This is a genomic window from Nitrospirota bacterium (assembly GCA_035873375.1).
In the GTDB taxonomy this organism is placed as follows: Bacteria; Nitrospirota; Thermodesulfovibrionia; order Thermodesulfovibrionales; family JdFR-85; genus BMS3Bbin07.
The window spans coordinates 1-20975 of the sequence record JAYWMQ010000011.1 but is presented as its reverse complement, the minus strand read 5'-3'; the positions used below and the strand labels follow the sequence as shown (position 1 = coordinate 20975).

The 20975-nt window shown below is 47.3% G+C and carries 19 protein-coding genes, 2 tRNA genes, 1 other RNA gene and 1 CRISPR repeat array; of the genes, 2 read left to right on the top strand and 20 right to left on the bottom strand.

Going from position 1 to position 20975, the window contains the following annotated elements:
• Positions 1–109: 109 nt before the first annotated feature.
• The 9 genes from rnpB to rpsU all read right to left on the bottom strand — a co-directional run bounded on the left by rnpB (position 110) and on the right by rpsU (position 7223).
• Positions 110–571: RNase P RNA component class A (gene rnpB, locus VST71_03040), an RNA gene on the bottom strand.
• A 12-nt stretch (positions 572–583) separates the two neighbouring features.
• Positions 584–1003 carry a ribonuclease HI family protein gene (locus VST71_03035; GenBank protein ID MEC4684692.1) on the bottom strand — a complete coding sequence of 140 codons (420 nt, stop codon included), beginning with the start codon at positions 1001–1003 and terminating at the stop codon, positions 584–586.
• Complete coding sequence (locus tag VST71_03030; protein MEC4684691.1) at positions 1000–1755, bottom strand: C4-type zinc ribbon domain-containing protein; 756 nt, start codon at positions 1753–1755, stop codon at positions 1000–1002. Before VST71_03030 ends, VST71_03035 begins: the two co-directional genes overlap by 4 nt.
• Before the next feature lie 236 nt (positions 1756–1991).
• A tRNA-Ile gene (locus tag VST71_03025) sits at positions 1992–2067 on the bottom strand.
• Positions 2068–2107: 40 nt separating this feature from the next.
• A complete protein-coding gene (gene rpoD / locus VST71_03020; GenBank protein MEC4684690.1) occupies positions 2108–3652 on the bottom strand; it encodes an RNA polymerase sigma factor RpoD in 1545 nt (514 codons plus the stop codon).
• Positions 3636–5345 (bottom strand): DNA primase, encoded by a 1710-nt coding sequence (dnaG, locus tag VST71_03015; protein ID MEC4684689.1) that lies wholly within the window; start codon positions 5343–5345, stop codon positions 3636–3638. The genes rpoD and dnaG overlap by 17 nt, the downstream gene beginning before the upstream one ends.
• An 83-nt stretch (positions 5346–5428) precedes the next feature.
• A complete protein-coding gene (locus VST71_03010) occupies positions 5429–6379 on the bottom strand; it encodes an NGG1p interacting factor NIF3 (protein ID MEC4684688.1) in 951 nt (316 codons plus the stop codon).
• Positions 6380–6575: 196 nt separating this feature from the next.
• Entirely contained in the window at positions 6576–7022 is a 447-nt protein-coding gene (locus VST71_03005; protein ID MEC4684687.1) for a GatB/YqeY domain-containing protein, read from the bottom strand.
• Positions 7023–7223 (bottom strand): 30S ribosomal protein S21, encoded by a 201-nt coding sequence (rpsU, locus tag VST71_03000; protein MEC4684686.1) that lies wholly within the window; start codon positions 7221–7223, stop codon positions 7023–7025.
• A gap of 154 nt (positions 7224–7377) precedes the next feature.
• On the opposite strand from rpsU, the gene VST71_02995 reads away from it, so the two are divergent.
• Positions 7378–7468 (top strand) — tRNA-Ser (locus VST71_02995).
• A gap of 18 nt (positions 7469–7486) precedes the next feature.
• Here the strand turns inward: VST71_02995 and metG are convergent.
• The 4 genes from metG to gyrA all read right to left on the bottom strand — a co-directional run bounded on the left by metG (position 7487) and on the right by gyrA (position 14240).
• Entirely contained in the window at positions 7487–9421 is a 1935-nt protein-coding gene (gene metG / locus VST71_02990; protein ID MEC4684685.1) for a methionine--tRNA ligase, read from the bottom strand.
• A gap of 2 nt (positions 9422–9423) precedes the next feature.
• Entirely contained in the window at positions 9424–10614 is a 1191-nt protein-coding gene (locus VST71_02985) for a stage 0 sporulation family protein (protein MEC4684684.1), read from the bottom strand.
• Positions 10615–10694: 80 nt separating this feature from the next.
• Entirely contained in the window at positions 10695–11729 is a 1035-nt protein-coding gene (locus VST71_02980; GenBank protein ID MEC4684683.1) for a DNA polymerase III subunit, read from the bottom strand.
• Between the two features lie 105 nt (positions 11730–11834).
• Positions 11835–14240: a DNA gyrase subunit A gene (gene gyrA, locus VST71_02975; protein ID MEC4684682.1), complete on the bottom strand. Its 2406-nt coding sequence runs from the start codon at positions 14238–14240 to the stop codon at positions 11835–11837.
• Between the two features lie 237 nt (positions 14241–14477).
• Between gyrA and VST71_02970 the strand changes: the two genes are divergently transcribed.
• Positions 14478–16166, top strand: coding sequence for a glycosyltransferase family 39 protein (locus VST71_02970; GenBank protein ID MEC4684681.1), 1689 nt, complete (start codon positions 14478–14480; stop codon positions 16164–16166).
• A 110-nt stretch (positions 16167–16276) separates the two neighbouring features.
• Here the strand turns inward: VST71_02970 and VST71_02965 are convergent, their stop codons facing one another.
• The 7 genes from VST71_02965 to VST71_02935 form a co-directional block, all read right to left on the bottom strand.
• Positions 16277–17263, bottom strand: coding sequence for a transposase (locus tag VST71_02965; protein ID MEC4684680.1), 987 nt, complete (start codon positions 17261–17263; stop codon positions 16277–16279).
• A gap of 220 nt (positions 17264–17483) precedes the next feature.
• Positions 17484–17741 carry a type II toxin-antitoxin system RelE/ParE family toxin gene (locus VST71_02960; GenBank protein MEC4684679.1) on the bottom strand — a complete coding sequence of 86 codons (258 nt, stop codon included), beginning with the start codon at positions 17739–17741 and terminating at the stop codon, positions 17484–17486.
• The gene (locus tag VST71_02955) at positions 17741–17935 is read right to left on the bottom strand and encodes a hypothetical protein (GenBank protein MEC4684678.1); all 195 of its coding nucleotides are present in this window, start codon (positions 17933–17935) and stop codon (positions 17741–17743) included. The genes VST71_02960 and VST71_02955 overlap by 1 nt, the downstream gene beginning before the upstream one ends.
• Before the next feature lie 880 nt (positions 17936–18815).
• A CRISPR array of direct repeats spans positions 18816–19079; the repeat unit is 37 nt; unit sequence GTCGCAATCCTTTATTCATCAAGTCTCGGTTTCTCTC.
• Positions 19080–19411: 332 nt separating this feature from the next.
• Positions 19412–19828 (bottom strand): putative toxin-antitoxin system toxin component, PIN family, encoded by a 417-nt coding sequence (locus VST71_02950; protein MEC4684677.1) that lies wholly within the window; start codon positions 19826–19828, stop codon positions 19412–19414.
• Complete coding sequence (locus tag VST71_02945; GenBank protein MEC4684676.1) at positions 19807–20034, bottom strand: hypothetical protein; 228 nt, start codon at positions 20032–20034, stop codon at positions 19807–19809. Before VST71_02945 ends, VST71_02950 begins: the two co-directional genes overlap by 22 nt.
• Before the next feature lie 200 nt (positions 20035–20234).
• Complete coding sequence (locus tag VST71_02940) at positions 20235–20429, bottom strand: hypothetical protein (protein MEC4684675.1); 195 nt, start codon at positions 20427–20429, stop codon at positions 20235–20237.
• A gap of 106 nt (positions 20430–20535) precedes the next feature.
• Positions 20536–20685: a hypothetical protein gene (locus VST71_02935; protein ID MEC4684674.1), complete on the bottom strand. Its 150-nt coding sequence runs from the start codon at positions 20683–20685 to the stop codon at positions 20536–20538.
• Positions 20686–20975 lie beyond the last annotated feature (290 nt).

Here is a 20975-nt window from a genome sequence, read left to right as displayed (position 1 = left end):
AAAGGATGGCTGCCTTCAGAGTTTTCATAATTTTTATTATAGCTGATTAAGATTAAAAATGATTGCCGGCAGGAGAAGTGGTTCTGCGGTCCTGAAAGTTTAAATAATGAATGCAGGGCAGGCAATAAGCCGGGTTCTGTATGTAATGGTCATTCATCTGAGGTCCGGGATTGCTCCCGGACTCATGCAGCCTACCCGTTCCGCTCAATCGGGCGGGCCACCCTCGAGGCGGAACCTACATGGCCTTGCTCCGGACAGGGTTTACCATGCCTGCAAGGTCACCCCTGCAGCGGTGGGCTCTTACCCCGCCTTTTCACCCTTACCAGTCTGAGGGGTCAGGTCTCAACATTCAACATAAGCTTGCTGCTTATGTTGAATGTTGAGACCTGACCCCTACACACAGGCGGTATCTTTTCTGTGGCACTTTCCCTGTCCCGCCATAGACCGGCAACCCCGGCCAACGACGGGACGGTGGCGCTTAGCCACTGTCCTTGCCCTTCGGAGCCCGGACTTTCCTCTCCGTAGACTCAGGCTTGCGCCCGTCTACGGAGCGACCATCTCACCTGCCCTGCATTTATTGTAATTAACGGTTGACTCTTTGAAAAGCCTTCTTTGCCAGGGAATCGGCTTCGCTGTTTTCTGCACGGGGAATGTGAGTTATATTATAACCTTTAAACTTTTCGAGGATGGCGCACACTTTTTTATATAACGGGATAAGCCCTTCGTTCTTCACCCTGTAGATGCCGGTCAACTGTCTGACAATCAGTTCAGAATCAAGACATATCTTCACCGCTTCGGCCCTGTGCTTAAGCGCTGTCTCAAGCCCCCTGATCAGGGCCCTGTACTCTGCCACATTGTTTGTGGCATTACCTATCGGCTCCGAGAGGGTAATCTTTTTATCGCCGATAATTACAACAACCCCTATGCCTGCCGGACCGGGATTGCCGCTTGAGGCCCCATCAGAAAAGATAACGGCTTCCCTGACTGGTTTCTTTGTCTTCAATCTGAATTCTTGCTGCCTTTGCCTTGCTCCTGTGCTTCCCCGGCAGCTGTCTCCTTACGGTACAGGAACCTGCCGCATTGAGGACATTGCATAAGCTCTTCCGACGTCTTTATCTCAACGTAGATCTGGGGGGGGATACTCATATAACATCCGAGGCATCTCTCATCCTTTGCCTCAACCACGGACAGGCCGCTTGATTTCTGAAAAACATCCATGTATCTGGTATAAAGGCCTGCGGGAATCTTTCTGACAAGCGCTTCTCTTTGCTCCTTCAGCTCTGCAAGTTCCTTTTCGATCAAATCCCTTTTGTCATCCAGTTCTTTCTGCAGGGACTGAAGCCGCTTCTTCTCATCCTCTATCCGCCTTTCCGCCTCTTTCAGTCCCCCAGATACCTCATCAAGCTCTTCCATCATATAGAGGATCTCGTCTTCCAGCCTTGACCTTTCCTTCTCAATGGCTTCGATCTCTTTCAGACGGGCCTGGTATTCCTTGTTGGTCTTTATATCCGACATTCTCGATTTTAGCTTCTCAATCCTGTCGTCGACCTCCCTGACCTCAAGCTCTTTCTGTTTTTTCTTCTTTTCAACAACCTCGTACTTTTCTTTCTCCCTCCTGTACGCCTTTTCAGACTCGCTTAAAGGTCCCTGGTAACGCTTGATCTCTTCGGGTGCCTTTTTTAGTTCAAGTCTCTTCCGGAGGATTACAGAATCTATCTCCTGAAGGGCAACAAGAAGCTTGAGTTCCTCTTTCATTCTCTCCAATCTGACATTCTTTAATTTTGATGAATTCTAAAAATCAAAAACACTGTATTCTGTCATTATGAGACCCTGAATCAAGTTCAGGGTGACAATCCATGGACTTTTTAAGAGTCCATCAAGTGTTGTTCTGAACACAATAAATATCTTGGAAAGATGGAGCACCGGGCTGGCTGCAGCAACGATTCTCCAAGGTTACCAGTCCTCCATCTCTCCAATGTTTATCAGTAAAATGGTGGGCCCACCAGGACTCGAACCTGGGACCAACCGGTTATGAGCCGGTGGCTCTTCCAGCTGAGCTATGGGCCCTGAAGACGGCCTTTATTATAGAGTTCTTTTATCGCTAAGGTCAAGTTCTTTCTATAAAAGACTTAAGCCACCTGCTTCTTGAGGGGTGTTTCAATTTCCTTATAGCCTTAACCTCTATCTGCCGCACCCTCTCACGGGTTACTTCCATGGACTTGCCAACCTGCTCAAGGGTATGAGGAAAGTTAGAACCGTCAAGGCCGTATCGCTTCCTTATAACCTCGGCCTCTTTCGGGTTCAGGCTCATAAGCACCCGCTCGATGTTCCTTCTCAGGTCCCCGTGAATGGCTTCATCAAGGGGGGATGACATCAGGGTATCCTCAATAAAATCCCTGAGCTGTCCGTCCTCATCATCACCAACTGGGGATTCAAGGGATATCGGTTCCTTGGCAATCTTGAGTATCTCCTTTACCCTCGCCTCCGGCATGTCTATTTTCCGGGCAATTTCTTCCTCGGAAGGCTCTCTCCCAAACTCCTGGACGAGTTCCCTCGAACTCTTTGTAACCTTGTTTATGGTCTCTATCATGTGCACGGGTATTCTTATTGTACGGGATTGATCGGCAATAGCCCTTGTTATAGCCTGTCTGATCCACCATGTGGCGTAAGTACTGAACTTATACCCCCGCCTGTATTCAAACTTGTCCACGGCCCTCATCAATCCTATGTTGCCCTCCTGAATGAGGTCCGAGAAACTAAGCCCCTTGCCGATATATCTCTTTGCAATGCTTATGACGAGCCTGAGGTTGGCCTCAACAAGCCTCGATTTGACCTCGTGTATGGTCTTGTCAGCCTTCTGGATTGCCCTGAGCACGTGTCTGAGTTGCGGACTTTCCATGCCGACCTCTTTCTCCATCGCGGCAATCTCCTCCTGCTTCAGTAAATACTCTCTCAATATACCCTGCACCTTTTCAGGATATTTATAAATATCCTCTTCCGGCGGAATCCCGATATTCCTCTTCCTGAGTCTCCTCTTTATCAGCATGAGTTCCCTGTGATTCTGGGTCAGCAGGTCACTTAATCTCCTCAATTCATCTGCAAAGGCATTAACAGTACAATCCTTCAGATTCAGGTTCTTGATCTCCGCATAAACGTCTTTCCTGTTGTTCTTCAACTCACGGATAACCTTTTCCCTCCTGCCCTCCCTGCTCAGTTCTCCAAGGAGCTGCATCCTTTTGTTGAAAAGTTCCCTTACCTTCTCGGTATGTTTAAAAAACCCCCTCTTCCTGACCAGCAGGTCCTCTTCACTCTCATCACCTTCTGTCTGGACTATCTCCCCCAGGGGCGCTTCTCCACCTTCTATCAATTCACCAAGGATTATCAATTTCTTCAGAATCAGAGGAACGGAAAATGTAGCCATGGTCAGCTGTTGCTTACGCCTCTCCACCTCTCTTGCAATCTCCACTTCCCCCTCCCTTGTCAGAAGAGGGACAGCCCCCATCTCTTTCATATAGGACCTTAACGGGTCATGCTCCTCTTTTACCCCCTGCTCTGTCTCCTCCTCTTCATACAGCTCCTTCTCTTCAGGTCTCAGACCCGAACCATTTGAATCATATATGGAATCTTCGTAAAAATCAAAATACTCCTTCATCCGCCCCCCCCTCCTTGATCAGGAGATTCATCTGATCCTGCAGGTTATTAATGAGGTGTCCCTCACCCCTGTTTTCAGCAATCCTGATCTCCATCTCCAGATCCCTGAGTCTTCTCTTAAGTTTTTTATTCCTGATGGTTCTTATGCAATCCCTTATGTTTTTTTCAACCTCCTCTCCATCAATATTGAGTCCCATGGTTGCCCCTGTAACGATGGCCAACTCTTGCTCGCTCAGTTTTGCCGTAACTTCCTCAAGCTTTGAGACTGACGAAAAATAAAGTTTCTCAAATATAGCCCTAACACTCTTGTCTTCAATCTCAGCCGGTGTGATACTCTCTCTTATCAGATGGACATGCTCCGGATAAGAAAGGTATACACCCAGGAGGAATTTTTCAGCAGACATTGGCTCGGCGCTTTTTTTATCATTACGGGACAGCCCGGGTTTCTTCCTCAGGAGATTCAGTTCCTCCCTCAAAAACTGCTCTGAAAGCCCTGTTTTTTCCGATACCTCCCTGATTAAATCGCTCCTTATTATACCGTCCGTCACCCTGGAAATTATAAGTATTAAATCCCTCACAATGTCAACCCTTTCCCCGGAAAGAGAGAGGTAGAAGTCAACAAGACCCATAACATCCCTGAATTTCCGCTGAAAGGCATCCCGTCCCTTCTTCCTCAAAAACGTGTCAGGATCGTCTCCCGGCGGCAGCAATAATACCTTTGCAACAAAACCATCCTCATACAGCAGGGAAAGGGCCCTCACCGAGGCCTTAACTCCTGCATCATCCGAGTCAAAAACAAGCAGTATTTTCTTTGTCAGTGCCTTCAGTTTTTTTGCCTGGGCCTCTGTGAGTGCAGTTCCAAGGGGGGCCACGCAATTCCTTATTCCGTGCTGATGGGCGGTGATAACATCCAGATACCCCTCCATCATGATTACATACCCCCGCTTTCTTATATCCGTCTTTGCAAGGTTAAGACCAAAGAGCTCGGAAGATTTCTTAAAAAGGATGGTCTCAGGTGAGTTCAGATACTTGGGGGCGCGGGTATTGTCAATAAGTATTCGCCCACCGAACGCGATCACCTCTCCCCGGACATTGGATATCGGAAAGACAACCCTGTTTCTGAAGGTATCCATCTTCCCCCGCTCCGTCTCCTTACACAGCCCTGAGGCAAGTATATCGCTCTCCGCATATCCCTTTGTCTTCAGGAATTTCAGGAGCTGGTTTCCGCCGGGGGCAAACCCTATTGCAAACACCCCGATCGTCTCATCCGAAAGCCCCCTCTTTTTGAGATAATCCCTTGCCTGTGCGTTCCTGCCCAGCTCACTCTCATAAAAGGCACAGGCCTCCTTGTGCATCTCTATAAGCCTCTTCCTCAGTGTCGTGGTTGCAGATGACCTGACGGATTCCTGCTCAATCGTGATTCCGGCCCTCTCGGCAAGTGCTCTGACCGCCTCGGGAAAAGAGAGGTTTTCATACTTCATGATAAATGTAACAACATCTCCACCGGCATTACAGCCAAAACAATGAAATATCTGTTTATCAGGACTTACAACAAAAGAGGGCGTCTTTTCAGTATGAAACGGACAGAGGGCCTTAAAATTCTGCCCTGCCCTCTTCAGATCAATATACCCGGAAAGCAGGTCTACGATATCAAGGCGAGTCTTGATCTCATCAACAACATTGCTTAGATCCATAGAAGGTTTTTTTCAAAATGCAAAAGACGGTAAGTGAACAAGACTAAACTTTATTTTTCAATTAAGAACAAACCCATCCGGCATCATCTTCTGACACGGCTGAAGCCGGAACATTCGATCACCTCGATCGTATCGTCAAGAATCTTGTCAAGGAGGAGGTTAACACCAACATTGTCACTTGCAATGTGTCCGGCAATAACAACGTTTAGGTGGTTTTTCTCGGCCTCTTTCCGGTGATCCTCACTCAGATGCATGGCCACTATCGTACTGACGCCACCTGCGGTCAAACTGCTGAATATCTTCTTGGCCCCCTCAGTGCCACCCGTCATATCAACAAATATTTTCCCGGCCTTTCTCTTTTCCGAACCAATGAGTATCTTTGGTCCGGCACCAATCTTTTTGGCCTGCCTGTATTCAGGCACCTCCAGCAGGAGGTCAACTACATCCTCTATCCTGTAAGGCTTTCTCTCGTCAAAGACTCCCTGCAGATAGGAAGCAACCATATTGTCAGCCGGGGTATGAAGGCACATAAAAGGTATATCGAGGAGTCTCGCGGCATCTACGGCACGGGCATGATTGATCGGCATGAGCCTCCTCTCAACCTCCTTTATCCTCCCCTCCATCAGGTCCTCTGCAATATTAATGGGCACACCAAACCTGTGGAGCACATCCGACTGCATTCTCATGACATCGTAAAGATGGGCATAGGCCCGGCCTTCAGGGTGATGAGAGAGCAGCATGCTTATTGTCCTTCCCTTTGACCTCATCTGGTCGGCAAGCACTACCTCACCTACCTCTATATCAATCCCCGCAAGGATTGTCTTTATCTCCTCGTCACCATTGCCATAGAGTATTCTGGAATCGGCATAAGGGTTTTTAAGGGTCTCCTTGTCAAAAAATTCTTTATCCCTGTCTTTGAGTTCGTCAAAGTTTTTACTGACAGATGACAGTTCATTATTAACAATATCCAAGCCCCTGGGGTCATTGCCGATACCGGTAGAGACCGCCTTTTCGTATAGTTCACCAAGTGTCATCCTGTTCTCCTTTTTATGTTGTATGATGGGAAACAATAAAGACTAAATACTGTTTTTTAGACAGGATTAACGGGATTTACAGGATTTCTTCTTTTTAATGAAACCAACGAAAATAATTCTGTTTTGTTTTATCATGTCCATCCTGTTAATCCTGCTACTTAATCCTGTCCAGGCAAATTCTTTAAGTCTTATAGTACTATTGATTCCCCAATAATTCCTTCACCTTCCGACTTACCAACTTGCCGGCAGCCCTGCCTTTTACCCGTGGCATAAGGCTTTTCATGAGCCGGCCCATATCTTTCAGGGAAGACGCACCAGTCTCCCTTATAGTTTCCTGAATTATACCGGTAAGTTCCTCCTCCGATAACTGTTCAGGCAGATAACCCAGGATGACGGCAAGTTCCTCGCTCTCCTGATCTGCAAGGTCCTGCCTTCCGCCCTTCTCAAACTCGGAGATAGACTCCCTTCTCTGTTTTGCCTGGGTACTCAGAACCCCGATTACATCGTCATCTGAAAGCTCTCCTTTTTCTATTTCGAGATTCTTCAGAGCTGCCTTCACCATTCTGAGCGTTGAAACCCTGATCTTTTCAGAAGACTTCATCGCAACCTTCAGGTCGCTGTCAATCCTTTCAAGTATGGACATTTACCTTCCCTGATACAGTCTCATTTTCTTGAGAGCTTTTTTCCGCGCTGCAAGGATCTTTTTCTTCCTCTTGACGCTCGGCTTTTCATAATGCTCCCGCTTCCTGATCTCCGAGAGTATTCCGTCTTTCTCGCACTGTTTCTTAAACCTCTTCAGTGCAAGTTCGAAGGACTCGTTCTTCCTGACGCTCACAGAGGGCATCCACTGACCACACTCCTCTCATTTATATATTTTAAAAAAATAAAAATACTATACCAGCAAAAGTTTATCACTGTCAAGGCAAGCGAAAAGAGGACTAAAAGCTGGCAATTTTGTTATAATTTCATTTATTGTTATCTGGTTATCCGACTAACAAGGAGGGGTGGCCGAGTGGTTTAAGGCGACGGTCTTGAAAACCGTTGAGGTCTGAACGGCCTCCGTGAGTTCGAATCTCACCCCCTCCGCCATTCATTACCTTAAAAACCCTACTTGACACTTGCCCCCACCCTCACATCTCCCTCAGGAGTTACAAGGACAAGCTTCTCCCCGTCATTGGCAGCCAGGAGCATACCCCGCGATTCAATTCCCATGAGTTTTGCGGGTTTCAGGTTTGCAACCACGATAATCTTCTTGCCCACAAGCTGCTCCGGGCTGTATACCTTGCCGATTCCCGCAACAATCTGCCGCTGCTCTCCGGTATCCACCTGCAGTTTTATGAGTTTGTTTGAGCCCTTGACACGCTCGGCCTCGAGTATCTTTCCAACCTTCAGCTCAACTCTGGCAAAATCGTTTATGGAGATAAGACCTGAGTCTTCTCTTTTTTCCTCTTTTGCTTTTTTGTCAGGAACAGCCTCTTTCTTTTCTTCCTTACGCTTTTCAATCCTTGGAAACAGATGATCTCCCTTTCTCACCCTCTTGCCGCTGACCTGCAGGTCTCCCCATTTCGGCAATTCTTTTCTTTCTCCTATCCTGCCGTCAATACCGAGCTGGACCCACATCTTCTCAGCCGTGGCAGGCATAAACGGAAAGAGATAGACGGCGAGCATACCGAGGGCCTCGGCAATGGTATGGAGCGTGTTGGACAGGGTTCCCTCATCCTTTTCTTTCCAGGGAGCCGCACGCTGTATATATTCGTTTACGTCACTCAGGACCTTCCACAACAGGGCAAGTGCATGGTGGAACTGGAGGTTTTTCAGAAAATCACTAAAGCTATTTGAAATACTGGTTGTTGATTCTGCGCTAAACCACGCCTTGATCCTTTTCTCCAGGTCTTCCCTGTCCTTGCTGTCAATTGCCTCCGGAATTGTACCGTCCCTGTATTTTTCTATCATGGTCAGGGTACGGCTCAAAATATTGCCCAAATCATTTGCAAGGTCACTGTTAATGCGGCCAGTAAGTGCATCCTCGGAAAAATCACCGTCAAGGCCGAACGGAACCTCCCTGAAGAGGAAGTATCTGAAGGCATCCGGGCCGTATTTTTCGATCATTTCGTTTGGGTCAACCACATTTCCGACGGATTTGGACATCTTCCTTCCCTTTACAGTCCACCAGCCGTGTGCAAATATATTTCCGGGCAAAGGCATATCAAGAGCCATCAGCATGGTTGACCAGTAGACTGCATGGGTTGTCAGTATATCCTTGCCGACAATGTGATGATCAGCAGGCCACCAGGATTCGGCCTCCAGGGGCGGGGCAAGATAACGGGTTGCAGAATAATAATTAACAAGGGCATCAAACCAGACATAGGTCACGTAATCCTCATCAAAGGGAAGGGGTATTCCCCACGGAAGCCTCTTTTTGGGCCGCGATATACAGAGGTCTCCGAGGTTCCTGGAGCGTAAAAACCCCATAACCTCATTTCTCCTCGTCTCAGGCAGGATGTATCCGGGATTGTCCTCTATATGCCTGATAAGCCTTTCCCCGTATTCAGACATGAGAAAAAAATAGTTATCCTCCTCTATCTCCTCCACCGGCCTTCCGCACTCGGGGCAGTTACCGTCAAGAAGTTCCTTCTCTGTCCAGAACCTCTCATCCGGTGTACAGTACCATCCCTTATAAACCCTCTTTACGATCCTGCCTCTTTCCTTGAGTTTTTCAAGCATCTCACGGACAACACCCCTGTGTCTTTCATCCGTTGTCCTTATGAATGCGTCATTTGATATATCAAGCCTACCCCAGAGGTTTTTAAAATTTTCCACCATGATATCGGCATGTTCGCCCGGTGTAAGCCCCTTCTCCTCTGCCGCCTTCTGGACCTTCTGTCCATGCTCATCCGTACCTGTAAGGAAAAAGACCCTCTTTCCCCTGAGACGATTAAACCTTGCAAGGATATCAGCAGCAACCGTTGTATAGGCATGCCCGATATGGGGGATATCGTTAACGTAATATATGGGAGTGGTGACGTAAAATTTCTTATCCATCTCTACCTGTGTTTCCTCCTCTTTTTATTCTTGTGCCTGAAGTAAGGCCTCTTCTTCTTGCCTGTCCCGGTCTTGTCTTCCTGGGAGGCATCAGGCTGCTTCGTCTCAATATCACCCTTTTCTGCAGACCCGGAGGTATCAGCGGATATCTTATCCCCTGCCACTGTCTCGGGACGACCTGCATCAGCACCGGAGGACCCGTCACTACCCGCACCCTCGCGCTCACTCTCACTGGATGCCGGCCTTCTTTGCCTGGCAGGCCTTTTTCTCTCCTTAAACCCGCCACTGGCGGATGATTTATCCCTTGCAGACCTGGATTCTTCCCTCTTTTTCTCTGGAGCAGGGGCATTGTCCCCCTGCGTCAGTGATGACACAAGACTCTCCGAACTCTCTGAGTTGCAATCTCCGCAAAGACACCCATTCATCGGGTCCTCGGGAACAACCTCATCAAGCCCCTCTGCCTGCCACTCATCATACTCATAGCTAAGGCAGCACATCAGCCTGCCGCATACACCGGAAAGCTTGGCGGCATTCAATACCAGCTCCTGCTCCTTTGCCATGCGGATCGAGATAGGGGCAAAACTTGTAAGGAACGACCGGCAGCAAAACTCCCTGCCGCACACACCAATGCCGCCGATCAACTTTGACTCGTCCCTCACACCAATCTGCCGCATCTCTATCCGCGTTCTGAACCTGGACGCAAGGTCCTTGACAAGCTCCCTGAAATCAATCCTGCCGTCAGCGGTAAAGTAAAAGATCACCCTCTTCCTGTCAAGGGTAGCCTCTGTACTCACAAGCTTCATCGGGAGCCCCCTTGCAGCTATCCTCTCAAGGCAGTGACGCCTTGCCTCAGCCTCAAGTTCGCTGTTGCACTCCGCGGCACTGAGGTCCTCTTCAGTGGCCTTTCTGACTACCGGCTTGAGCTCCTTGGGAGGCTTTGCCGCAGGACCTTTCCTCTCACTCGCCTCATCCCGGGAATCACCCTTTTGAGTCTGTGCATTTTCAGAGACCTCCTGCACAACCGTCCCTATCGTAAGCCCGAACATGGACTCCACAACCACCTTGTCGCCCTTCTTCAGCTCAAGCTCTCCGGGGTCAAAACTGTATATCTTGCCGCACGGTTTAAACCTGACCCCCACAGCGGGACGGGTCTTCACTCCATTTTCGTCTTTATCATTGACTGACACACTCATAACTCTCCCTCAAATCAGAATTAAATTACCGCAATGCACAGAAAACCCCGGCGCCCCCGGCGTACCATGCAGCGAATTATTTATGTTACGCGGTTAACAAACATCGACTTTATATAATTCGACACTATCGACGTATTCAGGTTAAACCTGAAGTGAGCCATCAGGAGACTAACCTCGGAATAAAGTCTCAGCATCTCTTCCAGTTCCATACTCCTGCTGATTGCGGATATCTCGCTTTCAAGCCATCTGTTTATAAGCAATCCCCTGTCATCAGGGTTTATCTTCATCACTATCATATCCCTCAGCACCATCAGGAAGAGGTTCAACCACTGGTCCATATCACTCCTGTCCTTCCATTGAAAAGACAACCCCCCCCCTACAATACCGCGCACCATACTACTGATCGTATCCCTCGCCATAGCCCCCTCTCCCTGGATAGCCACACCCGGGCGTCCCATTGAAAACGCCGCCAGGGACTCCAGTGTCTCTGTATCAAGACCACTGACTTTCCTGCCGATAACCTCCCTGCAGGCACCAATGCTCAGGGGCGAAAACCTCACCACAAAACACCTTGACCTGATGGTATCCAGCAGCCTGTCAGGGGCCATTGTTATCAGTACTATCACACTGTCGGGCGGAGGCTCCTCCAGGGTCTTCAGAAATGCATTGGATGCCGACGGGTTCATGCACTCCGCACCATCTATTATAACCACTTTTTTCCTGCCCTCATAGGGGGTAAAAGACAAAAATTCCTGTACCTCCCTTATAATGTCAATCTTTATAAGGCCCCCGTCAGCCTCCACGACCTTAAGGTCCGGATGGAGGAGTGAGGAAAATTTCCTGCAGGAGCTGCAACTGTCACAGGCATCCAGATATTCGGGTTTCGGATCGCGGATTTCGGATTTCGGATTGCGAGTTGCGGGTTGCGGGTTGCGGGTTACCTTTATGGGGTTGAGACAGTTAATCGCCCCGGCAAATTCAATTGCAGCGAGTCTCTTGCCAATACCGCTCTCGCCGGTAAAGAGATAGGTAGTTGCAACCCTTGCCGTCCCGATCGAGCCAAGGAGTATATTTTTAGGCCTGTCGTGGCCTGTTATGGCATTTAACAAACTCATTCACTAAATCCATGGGAGTACTTCAATCTACCGCAGAGAAGATCGAGATCACAAAAACCTTCCAACAACAAAAGTATTAGTTACCTTCAAACCGAACAGAGATTCTCACTTCTCTGCAACTCTTCCAAGGCTCACAATCCTGTCATCAGGGTCAACATCCATCAGTTTTACACCCTGGGTATTCCTGCCAAGGAGAGATATATTTCCGGCCCTTGTCCTTATCAGCTTCCCTGCATTGGTTATCATGACTATCTCGTCATCATCCCTCACCTGCAGAAGCCCCACGGCCCGGCCTATCCTGTCGGTAACCTTTATGGATATAACACCCCTTCCTCCGCGTTTATGAGCAGGATATTCCTCAACCTTTGTTCTCTTACCATACCCCCGCTCTGTAATTGTAAGTATCGCCGTCCTCTCCTGCACCACCACAGCAGAGACCACCTCATCATCAGGGCTAAGCCTTATGCCCCTGACACCCCTGGCAGTCCTCCCCATGGGCCTTACATCCTCCTCCTTGAACCTTGCTGCAAGCCCGTCTCTCGTGCCTATAAGGAGGTCATTGATGCCTGAGGTCATTTTTACGGCTATAAGCTCATCCCCCTTATCAAGGGTTATTGCGATAATTCCCCTTCCCCTTGGATTGCTGAAGTCATGAAGAGGTGTCTTCTTGACTGTACCCTTCTTTGTAAACATCACCAGATAGCCTTCCCTGAAATCTTTTACGGGAATGGCCGTCGTGATCCTCTCGCCTTCCTGCAGTTGCAGGAGGTTTACGATCGCCTTGCCCCTTGCGGCCCTGCCTGCCTCGGGTATCTGGTAAATCTTCAGCCAGTAAAGCCTGCCGAGGTTGGAAAAGAAGAGCATGTAGTCATGTGTTGAGCCTATAAAAAGCTGCTCAACATAATCCTCCTCTCTCGTCTCCATCCCGATGAGGCCTTTTCCGCCCCTTCTCTGGCTGCGGTATTCACTGAGGGGGTTACGCTTGACATATCCCCTGTGGGATATGGTGATGACCATCTCCTCTTCAGTAATCAGGTCTTCAATAGTTATCTCTTTGGTAGCGGCCATTATCTCGGTCCGCCTGTCGTCACCGTATTTCTCCTTCATCTCAAGGAGCTCGTTCCTTATTATGTCATTAACCAGGGTTTCACTTGCGAGTATCCCCTTCAGCCTCTCTATCTCGTTCATGGTATCCTCATAATCCTTAATTATCTTGTCCCTCTCCAGCCCGGTCAGTCTCTGGAGTTTCATATCAAGGATGGCCTGTGACTGGACGGCAGAGAGGGGATACCTCGTCATCAGCCCTGTCTTGGCCTCCTGGGGATTCCTTGAGGCCCTTATCAGGTTTATTATCTCATCCAGGTAATCAAGGGCTATCTTCAGACCCTCAAGGATATGTGCCTTCTCCTCAGCCTTTCTCAGTTCAAAGCGCGTTCTGCGGAGTATTACCTCCCTGCGGTGCTGGATAAAGTAGGTAAGGATCCTCTTGAGGCTCATTATCCGGGGCTGTCCGCCGACAAGGGCAAGCATGATTATGCCGAAGGTGTTCTGCATCTGGGTCTGTTTATAAAGGTTATTCAGTACAACCTGGGGCATCTCACCCCTCTTCAGCTCGATTACAACCCTTATACCGTCCCTGTCCGACTCATCCCTCAACTCCGAGATACCCTCTATCTTCTTATGCCTGACGAGTTCGGCAATCTTCTCAATCAGCCTTGCCTTATTCACCTGATATGGCATCTCCGTCACTATTATCTGCTCCGGCCCTTTCTGCGGTCTCTCAATCCTTGCACAGGCCCTCACCCTGATAATGCCCCGGCCATGGGTATAGGCAGACAGGATTCCGTCAAGTCCGTGAATCATTCCGCCTGTTGGAAAGTCAGGCCCCTTTATATGCGTCATAAGGTCCTGCACCGTGGCCTCCGGCTTGTCAAGGAGCATCACAAGACCATCTATTATCTCTCTGAGGTTGTGGGGCGGCACATTGGTGGCCATGCCAACGGCAATGCCTGAGGAGCCGTTTATCAGCAGGCCCGGCACCCTGGTGGGAAGCACTACAGGCTCAACGGTTGTTTCATCAAAATTCGGGGTAAAATCAACGGTCTCCTTGTCTATATCCCTCAGCAGTTCCTCTGCAATCTTGGCAAGCCTTGCCTCAGTGTAACGGTAGGCAGCAGGGGGATCGCCGTCAATTGAGCCAAAGTTACCCTGCCCGTCTATAAGGGGATTACGCATGTTGAAATCCTGGGCAAGCCTCACAAGTGCATCGTAGACAGCGCTGTCTCCGTGCGGATGATACTTCTTCAGCACCTCTCCGACCACACCGGCGCACTTCGAATATCTCTTTGCCGGAAGCAGTCCTTCCCGGAACATTGCATAGAGTATCCTGCGCTGCACAGGCTTGAGCCCGTCGCGCACATCAGGCAAGGCCCTGCCTATGATTACGCTCATGGCGTAATCAAGATAGCTTACCTTCATCTCCTCTTCTATACTTACAGGTACACGAGACATAAAACCCCTCCTGAAAAAGATTGATCAAGAGCATCCACTACTCGACTTATGCAGTGCAAACTCAGAGGATGCAAACTGCTGCGGAGATTCAAATTTCCACTGTATAGTATAAACTATTTGCAGGCCTTTTTGCCTGCTACTGAGAGGTTTCCCGGAATAGAGACAGAAAAACCATGGGAAGATTGATTATTCCTTGTTTTTCAAGGTATTATTGCTGTGCACGAACACTACCCGGATATGAGCAAAAAAGAGTCCATAACAGTCTCTCTCTTCACCATCCTTGCACCACTTGCACTCTATCTGCTCCGCTCTGCAGACACCAACTTCACCCTCCGGTGGCCGTGGCTGTTTGAGGGGCCCGGCAGTGCCGTGATACTGCTCCTCCTCGTCCCCGGCATTATCCTGATAACAATACTTGCCCGGGCACTCTCCAAAAACCGGTATTTTGAACAATACCCCGTCACATTCCTCTTCACACTCTCATTTATCTCTGCAGCGGTCTTCTGGATTGAACCCCAGTTTAACATTGATACCTCAAGATATTTCATTCAGGCCAAGCACCTGGAGCTGTACGGCATCAGGTATTTTTTCAGTGAATGGGGCCGGGATATCACGGCGTGGACGGACTCGCCTGTACTCCCCTTCATCTACGGCCTGATCTTCAGATTTGCAGGCGAAAAGATTATTTATATCGAGATATTCACAACCCTTCTGTTTTCCCTTACAGTGGTGCTCACCTATTTAACCGGAAAGACCCTGTGGGATGAAAAAACAGGTTTTTACGGCGGATTATTCCTTCTCGGCATCCCTTATCTCTTCACGCAGGTGCCGCTCATGATGGTAGATGTCCCGACCATGTTTTTTCTTACCCTCTCCATATTCAGCTTCATTAATGTCATGGAGCAGGGAGGCACGCGGAGAATCATCTTCTCATCCATTGCGGTCTTTCTTGCCATGTTCTCAAAGTATTCGACCTGGCCGATGCTCTCTGTCCTGGCAGTCATACTTGCGGTCTACGTGAGAAGGGACCCGAAAAAGATGGTCTTGAGGGGGGCTGCCGTGGTCCTGATAACAACAATGCTTACTGCATTGGCAGTGGCGCTGAAATACAATGTCATTTCAGAGCAGTTCGGAATCCTTACGGGTTATCAGGTAACGGTCCTGGGCGAATGGACCGAGTCTTTTACATCCGCCTTCCTCTTCCAGACCCATCCCTTTATCACCCTTTCAGCCATATGCTCAGTCTGGATTGCCATCAGGAAGAGGGACAGCAGATACGCAATCATATGTTACCTGCCCATCATACTCATCATATTCCAGATAAAACTGCTCCGCTACATCATACCGCTGTTTCCAATGCTCACACTGACGGCATCATACGGACTCAAAGAGATCAGGGATATCCGCCTCAGAAGGTTTATAGTCCTCTGCACTGTCCTGACCTCACTCCTTCTCGCATACAGCCTCTACCTCCCCTTCCTGCAGAGGCACACCTCAATGAACCTGAAAAATGCCGGACAGGCCCTGAACACCCTTGACATCAAGGCCATCGAGGTCTTCACCCTGCCGCAAAAGGGCTCTGACGTAAACCCGGCAATCTCGGTGCCAATCCTCGACCTCTATACAGACAAGGAGATTTTTTACGACTACAGGCTCAACTCAGCGCTCATAAAACGTCCTCCTGAAGAGGAGATTTTGAACTCACCCACCAGGTTTACATGGGAATACAGAAACCCCGCATTTTACGCACCCAAAGGCAGGAACCTGCCGGAAGAGACCGCCGTAGTAGTCATCTCGGACAGCCCGGCCCCACAACTCCCGGAGTATGTAAGGCAGCGGACAAAAGGCAAGCGGGTTTACAGGATATTCAAAACATCCACACCAGGCATGTTGAAGTACAAAACCATTGTAACAATATACAATTAGAGGCTGTGATAAAGTCGGACAGTTATTGTCCTTGTGTCATTCCAGCTTGCCCGGATCCAGCAATAATACAGCTTTGGGCGATGTAAAGGACCCCTTAGAAAATTTGGGGGTCAGCCCTTGAATCGTGAAACAAGCTCCCTGACCTCTTTCCTCCATTGCCTTGCCGGCTTCTTATTCCCCTGCATCTTCCTGCCTGTCCTTTTATATTGATGGCTCACTGCTGATGCACTGACATCCCCCACCAGCGCTGCTATCTCCCTGTTTAATGCCGACGTATGCTCCTTTGCCAGGAATACAAACATTTCCCGGGCCCTTTTCTCATCCGAATCCTTCACTCCTGCCGTATTTTTCAAGTCTGCTGCTCCATAATACTCACATACTTCCTGATACAGTTCATCTAACTCTATCTTTCCCTCAAGCTTCTTCCTTGCAGTCACATCCTTCAAACCCCGGCTTTTCTTCAATCCCTTCAGCACCTTTTTAACAAACTCCCTGCTCCCAAGGATTGCCTGTCCCACTATCTTCTCTACCGGATATTCCGCTTTACTCTCTATCCCTGCCTCTACATATTCTCTATATTTCCTCTGCCTTGTCTTCGGTCTTTTCCCGCATACACCTATCAGCCACTCAGTATTCAGCCAATCAGGCCCCGTCTTCTTTCCGATATAGTATCTGTAGCTGCTCCACGGATATTTTTCAGGAGATTTCACTATACCTGCCCGCACTGGATTCAGGTGAATGTATCTGCTTAATTCCAGGAGATAGCTCTCCTTCTCCACACACAACGACTTGTATCTTCCGGCAAATACATGGCCTGTCATTCCACGGTATCTCCGCAGATAACTCCCGTAACTCGACCCGATAAAGTGCATCGCCCTCGTAAGTTTTCCCTCCGGAGTTGATATGAGTAAATGATAGTGGTTCCCCATTATGCAGTATGCATAGACTTCTACCCCATACTTCTCCTTTGCACGCTGAAGTATTTCTACAAAATATTCCCTGTCACTGTCATCAGAAAATATCTCTTCACCCTGATTTCCCCTTGACAGGATATGATACACAGCTCCCTTGTATTCTATTCTCAGCGGTCTCGCCATGGTGGTATTTTAGCATATCTTATTTGTTCTATCCCGTTTCAAGGGCAGACCCCAATTTATATTAAGAGACTCTCACAACTTCATCACCTTATCAATCATAGGTTTAAACGGTTTCGGCTCGTGATTGATGAATTCGTTGTATTGAGCAAGAAACTCAATATACGCATCCACGTCTACCTTACCGTCTTTAATGACCCCAAACAAAAGCGAAGTAAAGAAATTAAAGCCTTCTATAAATGTCTTTCCTGTGACCCACTCTGAGAACAACAATATCCTTGCCTTCTATATCAAATATCACTCTGTAATCACCTATCCTGAATCGATATGTTCCGATTTTCGGATCAGTTAGTTGTTCAGAGTATTGGACAGGATCATCTTGCAGTTTCTGAAGGGAGTTTCCAATGGATGTCTTAACTGTAGGATCAAGCTTTTTTATGTCCTTTTCTGCCCTGCGTGTATAAACAAGCCTGTAATTCATTAATCAAAAATTTCTTTGTGTGTTTTTCTCTTGCCCGCTTTATATTCCGCCCTCGCTTCCTTAACGCTCTGCAGATATTCAGGTGAAGTGATTGCAAGCAGATCCTCTATAAAAGCTTCTCTGTCGGCTTTTTTCATCTTTTTGACCGCTTCTATGATTTCCTCAGCAGATATGGGCACTTTTAACTGTAGCATTGTAGCACCTCCTTTTCAATTTTAACATAAACGCATGGTACACTCTACAATTTCTCAAAGCTATAGTTGTTTTAGAAAGATTATCTTCAATACACGGCCAGCCGCTGTCTGCGAACTCACAGTATCCTGCCCGGCCTTGTTCTCACTGCCCGCCGTCAAGGAATTTATCCCAGAGAATTCCTTCAGATTCTCCTCACTTCAGATACTCCTACTGCACAGGATACCCTCTTTAATATTCATTCTTGATTGATCAAAGCTGTCTGCATCTGTAAAAAGGAACCACTCCATCACTCCTGCCTGCAAGACCGTATATATCAAAATTTCCCCCTCTATCAAGAGGGGATTAAGGGGTGTGTTCCTTTTTTTTAGTTGGGAACGTGTTGCACACTATGCAAAACTTATACATTATCAAGTTTCTTCCCTTCGTGCAATTGGCCGTGTGCGGGGCTCCTTGTATATTTACTCTTGGCTGTAGCAGCACGCTACAATCCTGCAATCTTATCCGCTTTATTTTCTTGTCAGTCAATAGTTTTGCATAGTAGGATGTCCCCAAAGTCTGTCTTCCTGTGTGCGGAAGCGGTTAAATTAAAACTGCCCCACCGAAGGGGTTATGTCATATGTAACGATATAGAACATTTATATCCATAGGCATTTACCGGATAACTCCCCCTAAACTGCTAACTCCCCCAACCCCTCTTAAACTAAGAGGGGAGTTTAAAACTTCCTATTTAAATTAAGGAAAGGCTGACAGGCATTAAAACTTCCCCCTTAGGTTAAGGGGGACTGAGGGGGTTACTTTAATAATCCTTCTGCTTTAATACTTTTTCAGGACAAACCGGCAAGGCATTGATCAACCGTTCACAAACAACGGTGCTTTCCCGTCGCAATCCTTTATTCATCAAGTCTCGGTTTCTCTCACAGAAATAATCATCCTCGGAGATTCAGGGCATACGCACTGTCGCAATCCTTTATTTATCAAGTCTTGGTTTCTCTCGCAACAATGGGGCAGGATCAGAGACACAGAACAGTAAGTCGCAATCCTTTATTCATCAAGTCTCGGTTTCTCTCATTTAGGAGCTACTTGGGCGAACGTGCTTGTCGGGATTAGTCGCAATCCTTTATTCATCAAGTCTCGGTTTCTCTCTGCATCCCCTTTTTCACCAATAAAATCAAGTGGTTACTACCTGCTTTTCTGTAACCTCGAGTTACTAACAATTCTGATGCCTCCTTCACGTCTGTTTTTCTCGTTGTCAATGAGCAGGTTATCTAACAATTTCAACAGGTTATCTTGCGTCCTGTAACCTAACCCTATTTTACCACTTTATAAAAGCTCCGTTAACACCTTATAAAATATAGGCTTCTTCGTCTTCTGTTACTTTCCCACGGCCAAAAACCATTCCAAAAGGTCATTGCTTTATTTTCTTGCCTATCAATACTTTTGCATACTACACAACAACATCCATCCCTTCGCTCTTTCTAAAAACGCCTTCTGCTTAAAAAATCCTCAGGGGTTAATATCTCAATTTCTCTAAAGTTTTTAAGATTAAGCAAATGTTTGTCTCCGGAAATAATAAAGTCAGCGCCAGCAGAAATTGCACACTCAAGAACCCTATTATCTTCTGGATCATCAGCAATAACATTTAATGATTCATTCACAAAAACCAGAGACGACTCAAAAAATACAGTCTCAATAATTTGCGCCTGCAATGCTTCTGAGAATTTGAATTTAGGATAACTTACAACTTTTCTGAGTTCAGCAAGCATTTCAGTGCTTATATAACTCGCTATTTTTCCTTTTGTGACAAGTCTGAGAACCTCTTCAGGTTTACCAAGCCAACCAAATGCTGATACTATTACATTCGTGTCAATAACTACCCTTGTTTTCTTGCCCAATCTATCGCTTCCTCAACAACATCAGGTTTAAGCCCTTCTTTTTTAACAATTCGTTTAACTCTTGCAGAGACCTCTTCAAACTCAGGTTTCTTAAATAGCTTCTTTAGAAAAAGGGCATCAATTATTTTCTTTAAATCATCGGGAGGTAGCTGTTCCAATGCATTTAGTAATTGAGAATCGTCAATTTCTATAACTGCCTTTTTCATTCCACCTTTCCTCCTTATATCAGTTTACCTCATGCACCTGGATGTTATCTATTCTAACAAAATCAGCTTTATTTAATACGTTTAACGAGTAAATTACAACACACCCTGCAGAAAGCCCCAAAGTATGCAATCCTTACTGTTCCCCCCCTCAACTCATTACTCTGGCAACCGCCTTTTCCTTTTTCGGACACGCATTACAGTCACGTTTCACAATCCTTTAATCCTTTATTCATCAAGTCTCGGTTTCTCTCTGATTTATCTGATGCAGCTCGGCCTACTCTTTCTATAAAATTCTCTCTATCCTTCCTGTCATCTACTATTTTTCTCTTCTCTATTCCCCGGATTATTATATGGTGCAGTGTTCCCGAGGCATCAAACCTTGCCTGCCGTGGCATTTCTTTCTCCGTACTGTTTTTGTATTGGTTTCTCTCCAACCATGTTACTATAGCATAGTTAGTCAACGTAGTCAATAACGTCCCCTAAATTCTAAATTCTCGCTAATCACTGCCATATTTTCTCCTTAAAATCGATATCCACAGTCGCTCTCGGAACTCCCCATAAACCAAGGCCCAACCCGCCAATCAGGGCATACTGAATATCCTGCTCCTTAAAAGCAGTCATAAGTTTTTCGATGATGAATTTAAAGTCCATTATGAATCTCCGATAACCATTGGGACACTGTGGTCGTGTACGGTGCTATCTTAGCATATTGTGTTTGTTTTGTCGTGATTCAAGGGCTGACCCCCGTTATTTTTCGTAACCCTTGGTTAGCCACTTTTTTCTCTAGTGGATGCTATTAGACCTTAAAGAAGCGCGATAAAACAAAAAACAAACAGTAAGAGGTAGAAATGCCCCGAATCTATTGGTTAAAATAAGAAGCGTGGGAAGCGCAATAACCAAAGAAAGGGGCATTTCAAGTGAGCAAAATATCTAAAAACAAG

Coding starts and splice junctions, on each gene's coding strand:
- VST71_03030 (MEC4684691.1), bottom strand. CDS start 1,755: ATGAAAGAGGAACTCAAGCTTCTTGTTGCCCTTCAGGAGATAGATTCT.
- rpoD (MEC4684690.1), bottom strand. CDS start 3,652: ATGAAGGAGTATTTTGATTTTTACGAAGATTCCATATATGATTCAAAT.
- dnaG (MEC4684689.1), bottom strand. CDS start 5,345: ATGGATCTAAGCAATGTTGTTGATGAGATCAAGACTCGCCTTGATATC.
- VST71_03010 (MEC4684688.1), bottom strand. CDS start 6,379: ATGACACTTGGTGAACTATACGAAAAGGCGGTCTCTACCGGTATCGGC.
- VST71_03005 (MEC4684687.1), bottom strand. CDS start 7,022: ATGTCCATACTTGAAAGGATTGACAGCGACCTGAAGGTTGCGATGAAG.
- rpsU (MEC4684686.1), bottom strand. CDS start 7,223: ATGCCCTCTGTGAGCGTCAGGAAGAACGAGTCCTTCGAACTTGCACTG.
- metG (MEC4684685.1), bottom strand. CDS start 9,421: ATGGATAAGAAATTTTACGTCACCACTCCCATATATTACGTTAACGAT.
- VST71_02985 (MEC4684684.1), bottom strand. CDS start 10,614: ATGAGTGTGTCAGTCAATGATAAAGACGAAAATGGAGTGAAGACCCGT.
- VST71_02980 (MEC4684683.1), bottom strand. CDS start 11,729: ATGAGTTTGTTAAATGCCATAACAGGCCACGACAGGCCTAAAAATATA.
- gyrA (MEC4684682.1), bottom strand. CDS start 14,240: ATGTCTCGTGTACCTGTAAGTATAGAAGAGGAGATGAAGGTAAGCTAT.
- VST71_02970 (MEC4684681.1), top strand. CDS start 14,478: ATGAGCAAAAAAGAGTCCATAACAGTCTCTCTCTTCACCATCCTTGCA.
- VST71_02965 (MEC4684680.1), bottom strand. CDS start 17,263: ATGGCGAGACCGCTGAGAATAGAATACAAGGGAGCTGTGTATCATATC.
- VST71_02960 (MEC4684679.1), bottom strand. CDS start 17,741: ATGAATTACAGGCTTGTTTATACACGCAGGGCAGAAAAGGACATAAAA.
- VST71_02955 (MEC4684678.1), bottom strand. CDS start 17,935: ATGCTACAGTTAAAAGTGCCCATATCTGCTGAGGAAATCATAGAAGCG.
- VST71_02945 (MEC4684676.1), bottom strand. CDS start 20,034: ATGAAAAAGGCAGTTATAGAAATTGACGATTCTCAATTACTAAATGCA.
- VST71_02940 (MEC4684675.1), bottom strand. CDS start 20,429: ATGCCACGGCAGGCAAGGTTTGATGCCTCGGGAACACTGCACCATATA.
- VST71_02935 (MEC4684674.1), bottom strand. CDS start 20,685: ATGGACTTTAAATTCATCATCGAAAAACTTATGACTGCTTTTAAGGAG.